Origin of the sequence: Paludibaculum fermentans (genome assembly GCF_015277775.1) — a bacterium.
Taxonomy (GTDB): Bacteria; Acidobacteriota; Terriglobia; order Bryobacterales; family Bryobacteraceae; genus Paludibaculum; species Paludibaculum fermentans.
Map to the genome: position 1 here is coordinate 6,230,959 of NZ_CP063849.1, position 17,642 is coordinate 6,248,600.

13 protein-coding genes are annotated in these 17,642 nt (G+C 64.6%); 7 read left to right on the plus strand and 6 right to left on the minus strand.

Going from position 1 to position 17,642, the window contains the following annotated elements:
* Window positions 1-42 precede the first annotated feature (42 nt).
* Both infB and IRI77_RS24525 read left to right on the plus strand, forming a co-directional pair.
* Window positions 43-3,522, plus strand: coding sequence for a translation initiation factor IF-2 (infB, locus tag IRI77_RS24520; RefSeq protein WP_228486298.1), 3,480 nt, complete (start codon window positions 43-45; stop codon window positions 3,520-3,522).
* A 48-nt stretch (window positions 3,523-3,570) separates the two neighbouring features.
* Complete coding sequence (locus tag IRI77_RS24525; protein ID WP_194447632.1) at window positions 3,571-3,858, plus strand: DUF503 domain-containing protein; 288 nt, start codon at window positions 3,571-3,573, stop codon at window positions 3,856-3,858.
* Window positions 3,859-3,867: 9 nt separating this feature from the next.
* Here IRI77_RS24525 and IRI77_RS38705 read toward each other — a convergent pair whose 3' ends face one another.
* Both IRI77_RS38705 and IRI77_RS24535 read right to left on the minus strand, forming a co-directional pair.
* Window positions 3,868-4,353: a transposase gene (locus tag IRI77_RS38705; RefSeq protein WP_407674122.1), complete on the minus strand. Its 486-nt coding sequence runs from the start codon at window positions 4,351-4,353 to the stop codon at window positions 3,868-3,870.
* Between the two features lie 911 nt (window positions 4,354-5,264).
* Window positions 5,265-6,833: an NAD(P)/FAD-dependent oxidoreductase gene (locus IRI77_RS24535; RefSeq protein ID WP_194447634.1), complete on the minus strand. Its 1,569-nt coding sequence runs from the start codon at window positions 6,831-6,833 to the stop codon at window positions 5,265-5,267.
* Between the two features lie 166 nt (window positions 6,834-6,999).
* On the opposite strand from IRI77_RS24535, the gene rbfA reads away from it, so the two are divergent.
* The 5 genes from rbfA to IRI77_RS24560 all read left to right on the plus strand — a co-directional run bounded on the left by rbfA (window position 7,000) and on the right by IRI77_RS24560 (window position 11,662).
* On the plus strand, window positions 7,000-7,377 hold the full coding sequence (rbfA, locus tag IRI77_RS24540) for a 30S ribosome-binding factor RbfA (protein ID WP_194447635.1): 378 nt from the start codon (window positions 7,000-7,002) through the stop codon (window positions 7,375-7,377).
* A gap of 252 nt (window positions 7,378-7,629) precedes the next feature.
* Entirely contained in the window at window positions 7,630-8,529 is a 900-nt protein-coding gene (locus tag IRI77_RS24545; RefSeq protein WP_228486299.1) for an FAD:protein FMN transferase, read from the plus strand.
* Entirely contained in the window at window positions 8,526-9,548 is a 1,023-nt protein-coding gene (gene hemE / locus IRI77_RS24550; RefSeq protein WP_228486300.1) for a uroporphyrinogen decarboxylase, read from the plus strand. Before IRI77_RS24545 ends, hemE begins: the two co-directional genes overlap by 4 nt.
* Window position 9,549: 1 nt before the next feature.
* On the plus strand, window positions 9,550-10,923 hold the full coding sequence (gene hemG / locus IRI77_RS24555) for a protoporphyrinogen oxidase (RefSeq protein ID WP_194447638.1): 1,374 nt from the start codon (window positions 9,550-9,552) through the stop codon (window positions 10,921-10,923).
* A 67-nt stretch (window positions 10,924-10,990) separates the two neighbouring features.
* On the plus strand, window positions 10,991-11,662 hold the full coding sequence (locus tag IRI77_RS24560; RefSeq protein WP_194447639.1) for a lipid-binding SYLF domain-containing protein: 672 nt from the start codon (window positions 10,991-10,993) through the stop codon (window positions 11,660-11,662).
* Window positions 11,663-11,679: 17 nt separating this feature from the next.
* On the opposite strand, the gene IRI77_RS24565 is transcribed toward IRI77_RS24560, so the two are convergent.
* From IRI77_RS24565 to IRI77_RS24580, 4 genes are all read right to left on the minus strand, one after another.
* Window positions 11,680-12,846, minus strand: a complete 1,167-nt coding sequence (locus IRI77_RS24565; protein WP_194447640.1) for a Gfo/Idh/MocA family protein — start codon at window positions 12,844-12,846, stop codon at window positions 11,680-11,682.
* A gap of 19 nt (window positions 12,847-12,865) precedes the next feature.
* Window positions 12,866-14,263, minus strand: coding sequence for an aspartate aminotransferase family protein (locus IRI77_RS24570; protein WP_194447641.1), 1,398 nt, complete (start codon window positions 14,261-14,263; stop codon window positions 12,866-12,868).
* Window positions 14,264-14,373: 110 nt separating this feature from the next.
* On the minus strand, window positions 14,374-16,944 hold the full coding sequence (locus IRI77_RS24575; RefSeq protein WP_194447642.1) for an ABC transporter permease: 2,571 nt from the start codon (window positions 16,942-16,944) through the stop codon (window positions 14,374-14,376).
* Complete coding sequence (locus IRI77_RS24580; protein WP_194447643.1) at window positions 16,944-17,642, minus strand: ABC transporter ATP-binding protein; 699 nt, start codon at window positions 17,640-17,642, stop codon at window positions 16,944-16,946. The genes IRI77_RS24575 and IRI77_RS24580 overlap by 1 nt, the downstream gene beginning before the upstream one ends.

The window sequence follows — 17,642 nt, forward strand, 5'->3', positions numbered from 1 at the left end:
TGAGTTGGGCTAGCCCTGTCTACAGGGCCGGCAGTCTCAACTATGAAGAAGATTCGCATCAACGAGTTGGCTCGCGAACTGGAAGTCAAGCCCGGCACGATCATTGATATGTTGCCGGACCTTGGGGTCCAGGAGAAAAAAACGCATTCCAGCTCCGTCGACGAGGATGTGGCCCTGCTGCTCAAAGAGCGGCTGACCGGGCATGCCACTCCCTTCTCCGCCGATCTTGACCGGCCAGGCGGCACATTTTACGTCAACGAACACACACCGAATCAGCCAGAATCCGCTGACGCGGCCGAACCAGCCGTAACGCAGCCGACCGAGCACGCTGTAGCACCCAAGCCGACATTGCCCGTTAAGCCCGCATCTGTTTCCGTATCTGCTCCTGTGAAAGACACCACCGCTGAACAGCCGGCTCCGGCCGCCGCACCTGCCGCACCCGCGGCGCCCACACGGGCCCCGATCCGTCCTCCCTTAGCTGGGGTGAGGCCGGGCGCGCAGCCCACACTCCACGCGCCATCGATTCCGATTCCGGCGCGGACGATTATTGCTCACCCGGCACCGGCCGCGGCTCCGGCGGCACCGCCTGTGAAGCCGACAGTTCCGGTGAAGGCGCAAGTAACGCATCACGTTCCGGCTGCTCCGGCGCCGGTCCAGCATGCGCCCGCCGCTCCGGCGGCTCCCGCAGCTCCGGCTGTGCCCGCGGCTCCGGCCGCGCCCGTCGTGCATGCGACGCCGGCTGCTCCGGCGCCTGCTCCGGCAGCGCCAGCGGCTCCAGCAGTTCCTGCCCCCGCGGTTCCCGCGGCGGCGGCTCCGGCCGTGCCCGCGACTCCGGCGCCTGTTCCGGCTACGCCAGCACCGGCCGTGCCGGTGGCGGCGGCTCCAGCGCAGGTGATGCCGGAAGCGCCGAGACCGACTGCGCCGGCTGCACCCGCAGCGCCCTCACTTCCAGCGCGACCGCCCGTGGCGCGTGCGCCGCAGCGTCCGGCTGCACCGGCCGCTCCGCAGGCTCCGCGTCAAGCGGCGCCGGAAGCTCCGGCTTCCCCCGGGGCGCCCGCCATGCCGGCTCCTCCGCGCCAGGCTCCAGCGAAGCCGACGGGACCATCCCAGCCGCTGCCTCGCAATGCGCCGATCGCGCAGCGTTCCGGCGGACCGGGTACACCCCGTCCAGGCCAGATTATTTCCGGGCCGCGCCAACCTCTCCCAGGTGGCGAAGTGCCTCGTCCGCCGATGGTGTCGCCGGGCGCTCCGCGTCCGCAGGCTCCGCACCTGCCGCGTCCCCAGCAGGGCCAGGGCGGACCCAGCCAACCGCGCCAGCAACAGCAGACAGCCGGACAGCCGACGCGTCCGCCGCTGGCCGGTCAACCCGCCGCCCGTCCCGTGGTGCCGCCCCGCGCGGACATCCTGGCGCGGCTGCAGCAAGCTCAACCGAAGGCAACGCCGGGTCAACCGGCCGCGCCGCGACCCGGCATGCCGACGCCGGGCCAGCCGATTTATCCTGGCGCCCGCCGCAGTGGCCCGGGCCAGCCCACGCCGGGCGGCCGGCCGCCGTATGGCGGAGGTCCGGGAGGACGTCCTCCCTTGCGGGGCCGTGGTCCTCATCCCACCAGCCCTGTCCTGGAAGCGCCGCCGCCTCCGACCGCCGATGCGGGCCGCCGTGACGCGGCCAAGCGCCGCGGTCTGCAGAGAGACCATCGCGACCGGGATACCGAGGGTAAGCTCAAGTCGCATTACCGCAAGTCCGAGCCGGCTCCTCCTCCGCCGATCGACCGCGAGATCACGATCTCGGACGGCATCACGGTGAAGGAGTTGTCGGAGAAGCTGGGCGTGAAGGCCGGCCTGGTGATCAAGCAATTGGTCGACCGGAAGATCTTCGCGACCATCAACCAGACGCTCGATATGAAGTTGGCCGACGAAGTTTCGCGCGCATTCGGCGCGTCGACGGCCAAGATGAGCTACGAAGAAGAGTCCGTGCAGGATGTGGCGAGCACGGAAGTGGACAGCGACCTGGAGATCCGGCCGCCGATCGTGACCATCATGGGTCACGTCGATCACGGCAAGACCTCGCTGCTGGACGCCATCCGGACGGCCAATGTGGCCGGACGCGAAGCGGGCGGTATCACGCAGCACATCGGCGCATACCACGTAGAGATCAACGGCCGGAAGATCGTGTTCATCGACACCCCGGGTCACGAAGCGTTCACCCGCATGCGTGCCCGCGGTTCCAAGGTGACCGACATTGTGGTGCTGGTGGTGGCGGCGGACGACGGCGTGATGCCGCAGACCCGCGAAGCCATCGACCATGCGAGGGCGGCGAAGGTGCCGATCATTGTGGCCGTCAACAAGATCGACAAGCCGGACGCCCAACCGGAGCGCGTAAAGCAACAGCTGACTGAGCTGGGGCTGATGCCGGAAGACTGGGGTGGCGACACTCCGTTCGTGCCGGTGTCGGCGAAGAAGCACGAGAACCTGGAACTGCTGCTGGAGATGATCCTCCTGGTGGCGGACATGCAGGAGATCAAGGGCAACCCGACGCGGCCCGCCGTGGCTACGGTGCTGGAAGCGCAACTGGATCGCGGACGCGGTCCGGTGGCGACCCTGCTCATCAAGAACGGCACGTTGCGGGTGGGCGACCACTACCTGTGCGGAACGGTCTTTGGCCGTGTCCGCGCGCTGTACGACGATCGCGGCAACCAGATCAAGGAAGTCGGACCGTCGATGCCAGTGGAATTGGTGGGCCTGGAATCGCTGCCGGATGTGGGCGATCAACTCCAGGTGGTGACCGACCTGGCGAAGGCGCGGCAGATCGCGGAGTTCCGCGAAGTGCGGGCTCGCGAGCAGCAGATGGCCAAGACACGCATCACGCTGGATCAATTCCACGCGCAGTTGCGGGAAGGCCAGACCAAGGAACTCAACGTCATCCTCAAGGCCGACGTGGGCGGTACCGCGGAGGTCCTGTCGGACACCCTGCAGAAGCTCTCCACGGAAAAGGTCACGATCCGCGTACTGCATGCCGGCGTGGGCGCCATCACGGAAACCGACGTGGTGCTGGCCTCGGCGTCGAACGCGATCATCATCGGCTTCAATGTCCGCCCCGAGAGAAAGGCTGCGGAAGCGGCCGAGCTCGAGAAGGTCGACATCCGGTTGCACACCATCATTTACGAGCTCACCGACGAGATCAAGAAGGCCATGGTGGGCATGCTGGAGCCGGTGTTCAAGGAAGTGTACAAGGGCCGTGCGGAGATCCGCGAGACCTTCCGCATTACCAAGGTGGGCACGGTGGCCGGTTGCTATGTGGTGGACGGCTCACTGTTGCGCGACTGCCAGATCCGGTTGCTGCGCGACAACGTCGTGGTGCACACGGGCAAGCTGGAATCGCTCAAGCGGTTCAAGAACGATGCGAGCGAAGTGAAGTCCGGCTTCGAGTGCGGACTCTCGATCGCGAACTACAACGACTTGAAGGTGGGCGATATCATCGAAGCCTTCGTCAAGGAAAAGGTCGCGCCGGACCTGTCGGCGTAATTGAGTGGATCCAGGACCCCGGGCTTCGGCCCGGGGTCTTTTTGCGTTATGGCAGCTATTGGTGTACTGACTCTCGAATTGGAACTGGTGCAGTCGCACTCGTTGAAGGACAAGCGGCATTGGGTGCGGGGGCTGAAGGACCGGCTGCGGGCGGGGTTCAACGTGGCCGTGGCCGAGGTGGAGGATCAGAACCTGCTGAACCGGTCGGTGGTGACGGCGGTGACGGTGTCGGGGTCGCGGGAGAATGCGGCGAAGGTGCTGGAGTCGGCGGAGCGGGCGGCGGCGGCGTTTCTGGGGCCGAATCTGGTTAGCAGTGGGATTGAGTGGTTGGAGTGAGGGGGGCGGCTATGGCCGTCGGTGCAGTGGGGGCGTCGCTTCTGCACAGGATTCGCAGCCGGATTCGCCATGGTGGATTTCCATGGGGGCGCCTTGTCCATTGAGTACATAGTTGATCGCCTTGTTGATGGCGTAGGGTGATCCCAAGGGCCGGATGTGGCCGTAGTCGGCCCAGATACGGTCCCCCCATGTCGCCAAGTTGGCTTCTTTCAGCGCATTCGTACAGGCACGTTTGAGCTCTCCCATCGATCGTTCCGGGGTTGCTGATGTGTCCAGAATGACGTGGAGATGGGTGGATCGGATGTGAGCGGCCAGGAGCGCCCAGTTCCAGGTCTTACATGCGTTGCAGATAGTCTCCAGGATTAGCTTCCGGTGCGGTCGCTCCAGGACATATGGGCGAGATTTGGCGTTTTGCTGCCGCCATCGGACAAGGCTTTCGCTTTTGTGGATTGTGGGGTGGAGACCGTAGCCACTCCAGGTTAGTAGGACTACCACGTCATTGATGTGCGTGCTGGGCGCGATTCCTCTCAGGCTATGGATGAGGACTTCGTTGATGGATTCGGGCGCTTTCGAGATTGGGATGGTCCCCAGCAATGCCGGAGGGGATGCTGGGGGGACTGCGAGGTTGGAGATGTGGCGTTGGTTGAAGGTGGAGGGCGGCGTTGGAGTTGGAATAGGCCCCCGGCAATGCCGGGGGGAATGCTGGGGGAGGAGCCTGCGAGGTTGGAGATGTGGGGTTGGTTGAAGGTGGAGGGCGGCGTTGGAGTTGGAATAGGCCCCCGGCAATGCCGGGGGGAATGCTGGGGGAGGAGTCTGCGGAGGTTGGAGATGTGGCGTTGGTTGAAGGTGGAGGGCGGCGTTGGAGTTGGAATAGGCCCCCGGCAATGCCGGGGGAATGCTGGGGGAGGAGTCTGCGAGGTTGGAGATGTGGGGTTGGTTGAAGGTGGAGGGCGGCGTTGGAGTTGGAATAGGCCCCCGGCAATGCCGGGGGGAATGCTGGGGGAGGAGTCTGCGACAGGCTATGGATGAGGACTTCGTTGATGGATTCGGGCGCTTTCGAGATTGGGATGGTCCCCAGCAATGCCGGAGGGGATGCTGGGGGGACTGCGAGGTTGGAGATGTGGCGTTGGTTGAAGGTGGAGGGCGGCGTTGGAGTTGGAATAGGCCCCCGGCAATGCCGGGGAATGCTGGGGGAGGAGTCTGCGAGGTTGGAGATGTGGCGTTGGTTGAAGGTGGAGGGCGGCGTTGGAATTTGAATGGGCCCCCGGCGATGCCGGGGGAATGCTGGGGGAGAGGTTGGCTTGCCTGGAACGGCTGGCTGACTGGGAAGAGTTGACGTGCTTGTGGGCAGCCGCCGACTGGGAGAGATTGGGTTGTTCCCAGGCAGTTGGAGGGTTGGCGGGCTCCTACTCTTCTTCCTGGTAGTCAGTTTCCGTGTTGACTTCCCAGAGGTTGGATTTGTCGGTGCGGCCTTCCAGGATGTTGTCTACCGCTACCATGGCCGTCAGCATCGAGTGGTCCTGGTTGTTGTAACGGTGCATACCGTTGCGGCCTATCGGGAAGAGATTTTGCAGGGAATCCAGGTACGTGCGGAGCACTTCGAAGCGGTCGTAGGTGCCGAAATAGGCCGGGTAAGCCTTCTCTACCCGCAGGACCGTGGCGTCCAGGACATCGCTGGTTTCTATGATGCCGATGCGGGCCAGTTCCGTTCGGGCTAACGCCTCGAGGTCCGCGTCCGGGCTGGACCAGAGCGCGTCGGTCTGGTTGCAGAAGTACTCCAGGCCCAGCCACACCGTGCCGGGATCGGCGACGAGATACGGGCTCCAGTTGTTGTAGATCTGGAGGCGGCCCACCTGCACATCGGATTCCTGAATGTAGATCCAGTTGTCGCGGATCAGCTTGCGGCCCTGCTCAGTTTCGTCGTGGATCTTGAGGGACCGGACCAGCAGGCCTACGGTGACGAAGTCGCGGTAAACGAGACCCTGGCTGACTGCCCGGACTTGTGGCGGCGGGGCGGGTGTCATGGACTCGATCAGTTCCGAGAGCGGGGCCGTGGAGAAGAAAAAGTCCGCCGGATACGACTCCGATTCACCGGTGGCCAGGTTGGTGGCCTTCACTGCGACGACTTTGCCGTCCTCCAGTGTCAGACCGTCGACGCGGCGTCCGGTGTGAATGACTCCACCCAGCTCACGAACCTTGCGGGCGGTCTCTTCCCACATCTGACCGGGGCCGAATTTGGGGTAGAGGAACTGCTCGATGAGGGAGGTTTCGGTTTTGGCGCTGGTGCCCTTCCGGCCAAACATCTTGCCCAGGGCGTGGCCGAGCACTTTGCGGACGGAGAGACCCTTGATGCGCTGCCGGCCCCAGGCGGCACTGATGGCCGAGCAGGGGACGCCCCACACCTTCTCGGTATACGACTGAAAGAACGTGCGGTAGAGTTCACGGCCGAAGCGGTTGATGAAGAAGTCCTCGAGGGACTTCTCTTCCGGCAGCGGGCGGAGGACGGTGCGCAGGTAGCTGAGGCCGATGCGGAAGGTCGCCCAGAGGCCGAGCTTCCGGATGGTGTCGACGCTGAGGGTGATGGGGTACTGGAAGAGGCGGCGGCGGAAGTAGATGCGGGACTTGCGCGGCCGCAGCAGCATGACGTTGTCTTCGCGCTCGGGATCGGGGCCGGAGCCACCGGACTGGAGCGAGCGCCGCATGCGGTGGTAGGTGATTTCCGGGGTACCGGGCGGAAGTGCCTGGATGGGCAGCATGCGATGCCACCATTCCATGACACGGTCGGATTTGGAGAAGAAGCGGTGGCCGCCGAGATCGATGCGGTTGCCTTTGTAGTTCGCCGTGCGCGAGATGCCGCCGAAGTGTTCGCTCTTCTCCAGCACGATGGGCTGGATGCCTGTGCGAGTCAGAAGTTCAAAGGCAGCTGTGAGTCCGGCAGGGCCGGCTCCAATGATGATTGCTTTTTTGACGTGCATCCCCGATTGAGACGCGGACCCCTCCGAGAAGCGCGCCCATCCGACAGAATCTCTTATCATATCGGAGGAGAGGCTTTAGGCGCTGAGAATCCGCGCATTGGGCCAGCAGCCCGCGGCAGGAGTTTCGGCTAGCGAGACTTTTGCCGCAGGCTGCTAGGCTTATAGAGTGGATCCACTTCGTACCCGCCGCGTTGCCGAGAAGATGAGAGAGGAGTTGTCGGAGCTCATCCGGTATGAGTCCGACGACCCGCGCATTCACCAGGTGGAAGTCACCGAGGTGGTGGTGTCGCCGGACATGCGGCAGGCGGACGTGCTGGTGGTGCTGCCGCAAAAGGCGGAGGAGCGCGTGCTGGCGCTGGCCGGGCTGGAATCGGCGAAGGGGTATTTGCGGCATCAGCTGATGCAGCGGCTGGAGTTGTTCCGGATGCCGGAGCTGCGCTTTAAATCGAACGTGGGATCGGCGCAAAGCGCTCCAATCGAAAGACTTCTGCGGCGGGTGCGGCGGGGCCGTCCGAAGGCGGACCCGGGCCCCCTGCCCGAATGAGCTATCGCTCATCTGCAAGAAAATAAGAGCTTTCCTTGCTCCAGCAAGGGTCTCAGTTGTAGGCTAAAATCAGGGCGCGCCGCGCGAGGCGCCCAAAACGAACCCGTGCAACCCACGCCCCCTGGCCGCAGCCTCAAAATCTGGTCCGTAAATATCACAAAGTGGGGCTTTTTTGCGGCTTCTGTGCTACTTCTAGTGTTAATGGCCGCATGGCCGGCAGTGGCCGGACCGGGGCCAGGATCCCTGCTGCGGTTGGAACGTTCCCTGGATTCGATGGGGACGACCTATACGATCGCCGTTTACGGAAGCGACAGGTACGCCTTGGATTCAGCGTTGGACGAAGCCTTTGAAGAGGCCCGCCGGCTGGACAACCTGTTGTCCAATTACCGGCCGGAGAGCGAGTGGAGCCGGGTGAACCGGGAGGCTCCCCAGCAGGCGGTGAAAGTATCCACCGAGATGTATCAACTGCTGAACTCCTGTGTGGAATACAGCCGGCAGAGTGAAGGAGCGTTCGACATAACCGTCGGTCCGTTGATGAAGATCTGGGGTTTTTACAAGGGTACGGGACGCACGCCGCACAAGGCGGAGATCCGCACAGCCATGCAGCGTGTGGGTTGGCGTCATATCCACCTGGACCAGAAGGCGGGGACGGTGCGGTTTGACGAGCCGGTGGAGATCGATCCGGGCGGGATCGGCAAAGGCTATGCGGTGGACCGCATGGCTGCGATTTTGAAGAAGGATGGCGTGGCCAGCGGCATTATTACGGCTGGCCGTTCGAGTATCTACGCCATTGGCGCACCTCCGAACGAACCGCGGGGGTGGCGCGTGACGATTCCCAATCCGCGCAATCCAAAGGTCAATGCGGCCGAGTATTTTCTGAAGGACGAATCGATGTCCACATCGGGCACATCGGAGAAGTTCTTCATCGCCGGGGGCACGACATACAGCCACATCATGGATCCGCGCACGGGTTATCCGGCGCAGGGGATGTTGTCTGTATCGGTGATTGCTCCACGGACCATCGACACCGAAGCGTGGACGAAACCCTATTTCATCCTGGGCCGGCAGTGGGCCGCCCAGCACAAGCCTAAGCAGTTTCGGGTCTTCCTGTGTGAAGACAGATCGGAGATCGCATGCGTGTCCCTCCCATGAGCAGCCGTTTTCTGGATGCCTGCCGCCGCCGTCCCACGGACGTGAGGCCGGTTTGGTTTATGCGGCAAGCCGGCCGGTATATGAAACAGTACCGGGAGATCCGAGCCAAGAACAGCATCCTGGAGATCTGCAAACGGCCCGACCTGGCGGCGCAGGTGACACTCCAGCCCGTCGAAGTCCTGGATGTGGACGCGGCCATCATCTTCGCGGATCTGCTGCTGCCTATCGAGCCGATGGGGTTGCGGCTGAAGTTTGTCGCCGGCGAAGGTCCGCAGATCGACAATCCGATCCGCACTTCGCACGATGTAGACACGCTATCGACGGCCAATACCGATGAACTCGGCTATGTTGGCGAGTCGATCCAGATTGTGTCGAAGGCGCTGGCCGGGAAAGTTCCGGTTATCGGTTTCGTGGGCGCTCCGTTCACGATGGCGAGCTACATGATCGAGGGCGGCGCGTCGCGCAACTTCATCAACACGAAGACGCTGATGTACCGCGACGAGACGCTGTGGCGGCGGCTGATGGGCAAGCTGGTGGACGTGCTGGGTCCGTTCGCGATGCTGCAGGTGGCGGCCGGCGCGCGTGCGATTCAGGTGTTCGACTCCTGGGTGGGCGCGTTGGGCGCGGACGACTATGTGCGGTATGTGGCTCCCTATTCGCGGGCGTTGATCGAGCGCATCCGGTCGACGGGTGTTCCGGTGATCCACTTCGGCACGGGCGCGGCTGGCTACTTCCGCGAACTGCATGCGGCAGGCGGCGATGTGATGGGTGTCGACTGGCGCCTGAACATCGACCAGGCCTGGATGGACATCAGCTACCGCTCGGCGATTCAGGGCAACCTGGATCCGGCGGCGCTGCTGGCTCCGCTGCCTGAGCTCAAGACCAAGGTTCACGAACTGCTGAAGCGCACGGGCACGCGGCCGGGCCACATTTTCAACCTGGGCCACGGCATCCTGCCTGAGACCCCGGTGGAGAACGTGAAGGCTGTCGTGCAGATGGTCCGCGAGTTCAAGCCCTAACGTGCGTACGGTCATCATCGGCGGCGGCATCACCGGGCTCTCGGCAGCCTATGAACTGGTGAAGGCCGGCCGCCGGCCCACGATTGTCGAGCAGCAGCCGCACCTGGGCGGCGTCATCCAGACGGATACGGTGGAAGGCTGTGTACTCGAGGGCGGTCCGGACAGTTTCCTCTCGGCCAAACCCGCGGCCAACGAACTCATCAGGGAAGTCGGGCTGGGCGACCAACTCATCAGCTCGAACGACGCGTCGCGTGTCACCTATCTGGTCAAGAATGGCCGGCTGATGGCCATGCCGGACGGGCTGATGATGATGGTGCCCACGAAGATCCTGCCGGTGGCCGTGAGTCCGCTGCTGTCGTGGGGCACGAAGATCCGCATGGGTCTCGAGTACTTTCGCAAGCCGCCCGCGCAGCCGCTGCCGGACCGCACGGTGGAAGACTTCATCCGCGATCACTACGGGCAGGAGACGGTGGACTACCTGGCCGAGCCGCTGCTGTCGGGTGTCTACGGCGGATCGGTGGCGCGGCTGAGCGTGGGCAGTGTGCTGACTCGCTTCGTCGAGCTGGAGAACCGCTATGGGAGCCTGACGCGCGGGGTTTTGGAGTCGCGCAAGAAGGCGCCCAAGGCCTCCAAACCGGCGCCGCTGTTCCAGACGCTCAAGGGCGGCCTGGCGCAGTTGACGAACGAATTGGAACGCCGCATCGAAGGGCAGTGCGACGTCATCACCGGGCGGGCGGAGGGTGTCGAGAAGACCGAGACCGGATACCGGATCCGCGTGAATGGCGCGGCTGTCGAGAGCGAAGGGCTGATCATGGCGTGTCCCGCGTGGCAGGCGGGCGTGCTGCTGCGCGATGTGCAACAACGGCTGGCGCAGTTGCTGGAAGGTATCGAGTATAGCTCGTCAGTGACCCTGGCGCTGGGCTACCGGCGGGCCGATTGCGGGCCGATTCCTCCGGGATTCGGGTTCCTCATCCCTTCGAAAGAACGCAAGACCCTGGTGGCGTGCACGTTCGTGGGCGCCAAGTTCCCCTTCCGGGTACCGGACTCGCACGTAGTGCTGCGGTGTTTCCTTGGCGGAGCCGGGCACGAAGAGATACTGGATCGCGGTGACGACGACATTGTCGCCACGGTGCGCGCGGAGCTGAAGCAGTTGCTGGGCTGGGACACCAAGCCGGCTTTTGTCAGGATCCGGCGCTGGCGCAAGTCGATGGCGCAGTATACGGTGGGCCATGCGGCGCGGGTGCAGGAGATGCGCGGCCTGCTGCGCGGCCTGAACGGGCTGCACCTGGCGGGCAATGCGTATGAAGGGATTGGGATCCCCGATTGTGTACGCACGGGCCGTGCGGCGGCGCAGGCCCTTGTTCGCACCGCCTGAAGTTTACGCCTAAGATACGTCCTCCAGGCCTCGCGACCGGCCGTGGGCGTTGCTACCATCAACACATATGAAGAAGTTTTTACTTGCTGTTCTCGCCGCTTCCACGGTCTGGGCCGGTGAAGCGGAGGATAAGCGGTTGCAGGAAGCCTCGACGGTCCTCGGCGAAATCATGTCGACGGGCGACAAGGCGATTCCCCAGGACCTGTTTTCGAAGGCACAGTGCGCAGTGATTGTACCCGCCATGAAGAAGGGCGGATTCATTCTCGGCGCGAAGTATGGGCGCGGTTTTGCGGCTTGCCGGGAGGCGGACGGGAAGGGCTGGACGGCTCCGGTGGGCGTGCGTGTAGAGGGTGGCAGTGTCGGGTTCCAGATCGGCGGCGCGGAGAGCGACGTGATCATGCTGGTGATGAGCCAGAAGGGCATGGAGCGCCTGCTGGCGAGCAAGTTCACCCTGGGCGGTGAAGCGACGGTGGCGGCTGGTCCGGTGGGCCGCGATACGACGGCGCAGACGGATGCGTCGATGCGGGCCGAGATCCTGTCGTGGTCGCGGTCGCGCGGTGTGTTCGGCGGTATCGCGCTGCAGGGTGCGACCCTGCGGGCGGATGAGGATGTGGATACGGCGCTTTACGGCTCCGGTGTCGATCGCAAGTCCGTGCTGCAGGGCAAGAAGCCTGTGCCGCCGGCTGCGAAGGGCCTGGTCGACCTGTTGAACAAGTATTCCGCCTACAAGGGAAACTAAGCGGTTCGCGCGGCGGCCTAGGATTGGATGGATACCATCCGGCCGCCGTCGCGGATCGATTGACGGGCCGCCTCGACAACGGCCTCGTTGTAGCGTGAATTGGCCGGCGTCGCCATTACGCCGGCCGCATCCCACTGGGTGAGTAGCTGCTGACGGGCAGCCAGATCCCGCCCCTGCATCTCCAGGGCCCGCTCCACGATATAGGCGGTGGAACGGTAGCCGTAGCCGACGGGCGTCAGCCCGGGGCCTCCCACATCCACATACTGGAAATAGTCCGGCGACGGTTCGGCATAGGTGTTCATGCCATCGCCGCCCGGGTTGGCGGTGTAGCAGTACTGCATGCCGCGGAATTGATCGGAGTGATGGAGCCAGCCGCCGACCTGGCCGTTGGAGCAGTACATCGTCAGGCTCTGCATATTGGTGCCGGGCGCGGCGTCGGGGAAGCCCAGGGCGTTCTGGACATTGAGACAGGCACCGTTGTTCCAAATCACGCGAGCGTCGGTCCACAACCAGCCTTCGTTGCCGTTCGGGAACTTGTCCTTGATGCCGTAGACACTGACGCTGGTGGGCCGGAGGCCCGTGACGAAGGCGACGAGGTCGATGTAGTGGCAGCCGATGTAGGTGAACGCGTCGGACGCGTCGACGGTGAACCAGTTCTGGAAGTTGGAGTGGCGGTAATACCATTTCTCCAGCAGGCAGGCGGTGCCGAGCTTGAATTCGCCGAAGAGGCCGCTCTGGTAGCGGCGGCGGGCGAGCAGCGAACGGTCATCGAAGCGCTTGTGGTATTCGATGCCCACAACGAGGCCGCGGGTCCTGGCTTCGTTCTCGATCTCGATGGACTGGGCGACGGTGAGCACCAGCGGCTTCACGCAGAGGACGTGTTGATCGTGCCGCAGGGCGGTCATGACCGCATCAAAGTGGAGGTCGTCGGGCAGGGCCACGACCACGAGCTGCCGGGGCGGGAGGCCGGCAATCACCTCGGCGTACGGCTGAGTCCGCGCCTGGAACAGATGGCCGGGGAAGGCGCGTTGGATGATGTCGGAAGAGGCGAGCTTCTCGAGCGTTTCGGCGTGACGGGCGCAGACCTCGACGGGTCCAACCAACCCCAGCCTCTGCATCTGGTAGATGGTGGGCAGGATCTGATCGTGGGCGATCATGCCGCCACCGATAATCGCGATTTGCATGGTACGGCTCCGTAGTTTCTCAGGCCTGCGCAACGGCGTCGGGTGTGGTGGCGGCGCGCTCGGCGAGCACTTCCTCGAACGCCTCTTCGAGCACCGCGCAGCCTTCGCGCACTGCTTCCGCCGTGATGTTGAGCGGCGGAGCGATCTTGATGGTGCAGCCAGCGGGGCCCACCGGCGAGAACATCAGCAGTCCCTTTTCGACGCAACGCCAGACGATGGCGTGGGCCAGTTCTCCATCGGGCTGCTTGTGGGCTTTGACGCAGGCGAGACCGGCGACCAGGCCCTTGCCGGCGAGGTAGGCGGCCTGCGGGAAGCGGGCCTTGATCTTGCGTAGGCCTTCCTGCAGCACCTCGCCGACGACAGCGGCGTTGTGCGGAAGGTTCTCTTTCACGATGAGGTCGACGTTGGCCAGCGCGGCGGCGCAGCAGACAGGGTTGCCGGTATGGGTGGAGGAGGCGGAACCGGGGTTCGGCAGATCCATCAATTCGGGCTTACCGACGATGGCTGAGATCGGCAGCGAGCTGGAGATGCCCTTGCCCCAGGTAGTGAGGTCGGGCAGGACTCCGTAGTGCTCGAAGCCCCAGAGCGTGCCGGTGCGGCCGAAGCCGGCCTGGACCTCGTCGAAGACGAGCAGGGCGCGGTGGCCGTCGCACCACTGGCGCAGGGTCTTGATGTACTGCGGCGGCGCGAAGGCGGCGGTGCCGCCCTGGTAGGTTTCGAGGATGACGGCGCAGACCTGGCTGGGCGCGACGCCGTTCTCGGCGAGGGTGCGTTCGAAGAGCTCGAAGCTGGTGTCCTCGGTCCAGTAGCCGTCGGGGAACGGGACCTGGACGAAGCCGGGATCGAGATTGCCGATCCATTCCTTCAGGACGGGGATGCCGCCCACCTGCTGGGAGCCCATGGTGCGGCCGTGAAAGGCCTTTTCAAACGAGACGATGACGTTCTTGGAACGGCCGCCGATTTTGTGGCCGTGGATGCGGGCGATCTTGACGGCGAACTCGACGGTTTCGGAGCCGGTGGTGAGCAGGAAGATCTTCTTCAACGGCTCCGGCATGAGGCCGACGAGGCGTTCGCAGAGCTCGGCGCGGATGGCCGAGGGGAAGCAGTAGTTCGTGAGCAGCGTGTGCTGGGCCTGGGCGCTGATGGCGTCGGCGATCTCTTTGCGGCCATGGCCGGCGTTGGTGATGAGGACGCCGGACGACCAGTCGAGCCACTTGTTGCCCCAGGCGTCATAGACCTGGAAACCTTCGGCGCGGTCCCAGACGACGGGCGGTTGGCCCGCCATGGCGCGCAGCTCGAAGTCATGCAGCTTCTGGAGGATGGGGAGTGACTCCGGCACCGGAAACTGGGTGTGGATGCGACGGAACTGGGTCTCCACGGCGGGGACGGGGCGCGGTGTAAAGGAAGGGTCACTCATGAGATCTATTGTGAGGAATGCGGAGCGGGGGTGCAAATTGCGGTTCGGGTAGTGCCAGAAAGCTGGAGGAATTGCGGTTGGGTCCCGCGGGGCTGGCGACGAGCGAAAGTCTACTCGTCGCGCAGCACTTCGAGCGGGCGCTGGTTTAGGATGCGGATGGACGCGGCCCAGCCGGCTATTACGGCTAGCAGCGTCGTCATCGCGATGGTCGCCGCATTGGGCAGCAGTTCGAACTGGAAGCGGGCGTCCAGCAGGCGAAGGAGCAGCACCCTGGCGAAGACCGTGGCCATGACGCCGCCCATCAGGCCGGCTACCGCGCCCAGGATCGCGAATTCTACTGAGAAGATCGAGACCAGGACGTTGCGGCGGGCTCCGATTGTCTTAAGGACTGCCGATTCGCGGGTGCGGCGCAGACGGGTGCCGGCTACCGTCGAGGCCAGGATAATCGCGCCGGCCAAGATCGCGAAGGCCGAGATGAAGCGGATCACCAGGGCGACCTGGTCGACCACCTCCTGCACGATGTTCATCACATCGGCGGCGTTGATCACGGTCACCGTCGGGAACTGTTTGTAAGCGTCGCGCTGGAACGCCGAAACCTTGGTGGGCGGCAGGCGCACGGCGCCGAACCACTGCGTGGGCAGGCCTTCGAGCGCTACGCGGTTGAAGACGAAGTCGGGCTCTCCCCCGAAGCGGACGGCCTCGACACGGTGGACGGAGACGACTTTCACGTCGAACTCACGGCCGACGGAGCTCCAGTGGAGCGTCATGCCGGGTTCGATCTTCAGGTTGGTCGCCGTGCGCTCAGAGACCGAGGCGGCGGGGACCTTTTCTCCCGGCTGCCACCACGTTCCCTTGCGGATGATGACGTCGTCGAGCTTGTTCTCTGACCAAGTGACCTGGGTGGTGAAGCTGCGGCGGCGGCGCGGGCGGCCCTGGTTGTCGGTAGCCTGCGGGCCCTGCATGGGCAGGTTCAGGTCTTCGATCGCCGTGCCATTGATGGAGACGAGACGCGCGGCGATGAGCGGCGTGAGGGTCGGTTTGGCGGTGAGATCGGTGCGGCTGTCGAGGAACTGTTTTACAGCTTCCTGGTCGCGGCTGGTGATGTTGATCATCAGCACGTTGGGCGAGCCCTTTGGAGCGGCTCCGGCGACCTCGACCAGCAGCGATTTCTGCACCAGGTAGATGGTGAGGGTGAACATCACGCCGATGCCGAGGGCGACCAGGACGCTGGTGGCGTGGTTGCCGGGGCGGTAGAGATTGGCCATGCCGTGCCGCAGGGCGACGGGCAGGCGCACCGGGGTCCAGCGGAGGAAGAGCTTCAGGCCGCGCAGGAGGAGCCAGGCGACGCCGGCCAATAGGAGGAGGGCCACGGCCAGGCCTCCGACGAAGTACGAGCCCATCTTCACCGATTCGGCCAGCCAGGCGGCCACACCACCGAGTCCGGCGAGGATCAGCACGCCGCTGAGCAGCGCGGGCCACTGCATGCGCAGGCGCTTGCCGAGTTTCGGTTTTACTTCAGCCATTTCACGCCGGAAGATCAGGGCCGGCTTCACCTGACGCACGGCCAGCAGCGGAGGGATGGTGAACAGCAGGGTGACCAGGACTCCGGCGAGAATGCCTTCCACGGCGAATGACGGATTCCACGGAATGCTCTGGAACTGGAAGTAGCGCGCCAGCAGGATGGGGAACAGGCGCTGCACGATGCCACCGACGGCGACGCCGGCGAGGCCTCCGGTCAGCCCGAGCAGGAGTGTCTGGAGCGTGTAGATACGGATGATCTGCGAAGAGCGCGCGCCCAGGCACTTCAGGATCGCGATGGTGTCCAGGCGTTGCTGGATATGCGAATAGATGGCAGTGGCCACGCCCAGGGCCCCCACGATGAGGGCGATCAGCGAGACGAGGCTGAGGAACGTGGTGGAGCGATCGAGCGCGCGCGTGATGAGCGGATGGGTGTCGCGATAGTCCACCACCATCGATTCCGGGAAGGCTTTCTTCAGCGCATCGAACATCTGCGCCACTGGAATGCCCTGGGCCGGCAGCTTGAAGAGGAAGCGGTGGGAGGCGCGCGAGCCGAAGGTCATGAGGCCCGTGCGATCGAGGCCTTCGCGCGTAATCATGATGCGCGGGCCGACGTTGAGCGAGCCCGTCATGCGGTCCGGTTCCATGCGTACGACACCGCAGACCCGGAACTGCGCTTCGCCCAGCTTCACCATGGATCCGACGGAGAGGTTCAGCCGCAGCAGCAGATCGTCGGAGACGGCCACGGTGTCGGGCGTCAGGGCTTTGGAGAGAGGCTCGTCCGGCTCCAAACGTACTTTGCCGTAGTAGGGATAGACGCTGGGATCGACCGCCTTCACGGAGACCAGTGCGGGGGTGGCGCCCTCGGCGCTCAGCATGGAGACGGTTTCGGTAATGCGCGTGAGCTGGGCGCCCTTTTTCAGCCAGGACTGGATCTCAGTGTCCTGCGCCGGGGTGAAGGGCATGAACTGGCGTATGGTGAGGTCGGCCGCCATGAGCGTGCGGGCTTCCCGGCGCAGTGCCTCATGGAAGGCGGCGGAAAAGCCGCGGACTCCGGTGAGCGCACCCACGCCGGCGGCCACGCCGAAGATGACGAAGATGAACTTGGGGGCGGACGCGCGGGCTTCGCGCCACGCCATGCGCCAGGCAGCGGATTGGAGCATCAGGCGGCGTCCTTGCGCTCGTCGGAGACGACGGCGCCGTCTTTGAGGGTGATGATGCGGGTGGCGTAGGTGGCGAGGTCGCGGTCATGCGTGACCAGGACCAGCGTGGCGCCTTCCTGCCGGTTCATCGAGAGAAGCAGGTCGAGCACCTGGCGGCCGTTGACGGAGTCGAGGTTGCCGGTGGGTTCGTCGGCGAGCAGCAGCGGGGGCTGGCGCATGAAGGCGCGGGCGAGGGCGACGCGCTGCTGTTCGCCGCCGGAGAGCTGGACGGGGTAGTGCTCGCGGCGGTCTTCCAGGCCGACGGTGTCGAGGAGCTGGCGCGCGCGGGCCATGGCTCCGCTGGAGACGTCGCCGGCGAGTTCGGCGGGCAGCAGGACGTTCTCCTCGGCGGTGAGGGTGGGGATGAGTTGGTAGCTTTGGAAGACAAACCCGATCTTGCGGCCGCGCAGGTCCGCCAGCGCGTCCTCGCCGAGATGTGAGATCTCTTCCCCGTCAAGATGAATGGTGCCCGTGGTGGGGGCGTCGAGACCCGCCAGCAGGCCCAGCAGGGTGGATTTGCCCGAGCCGGAGGCGCCCATGATGGCTACGAACTCGCCTTCCTGGATATCCAACTCGATGCCGCGCAGGATCTGGACGCGGTGCGTTCCGGTGTCGATGGACTTGGTCACGCCGCGGAGGGAGAGGATGGATTTTGCCAT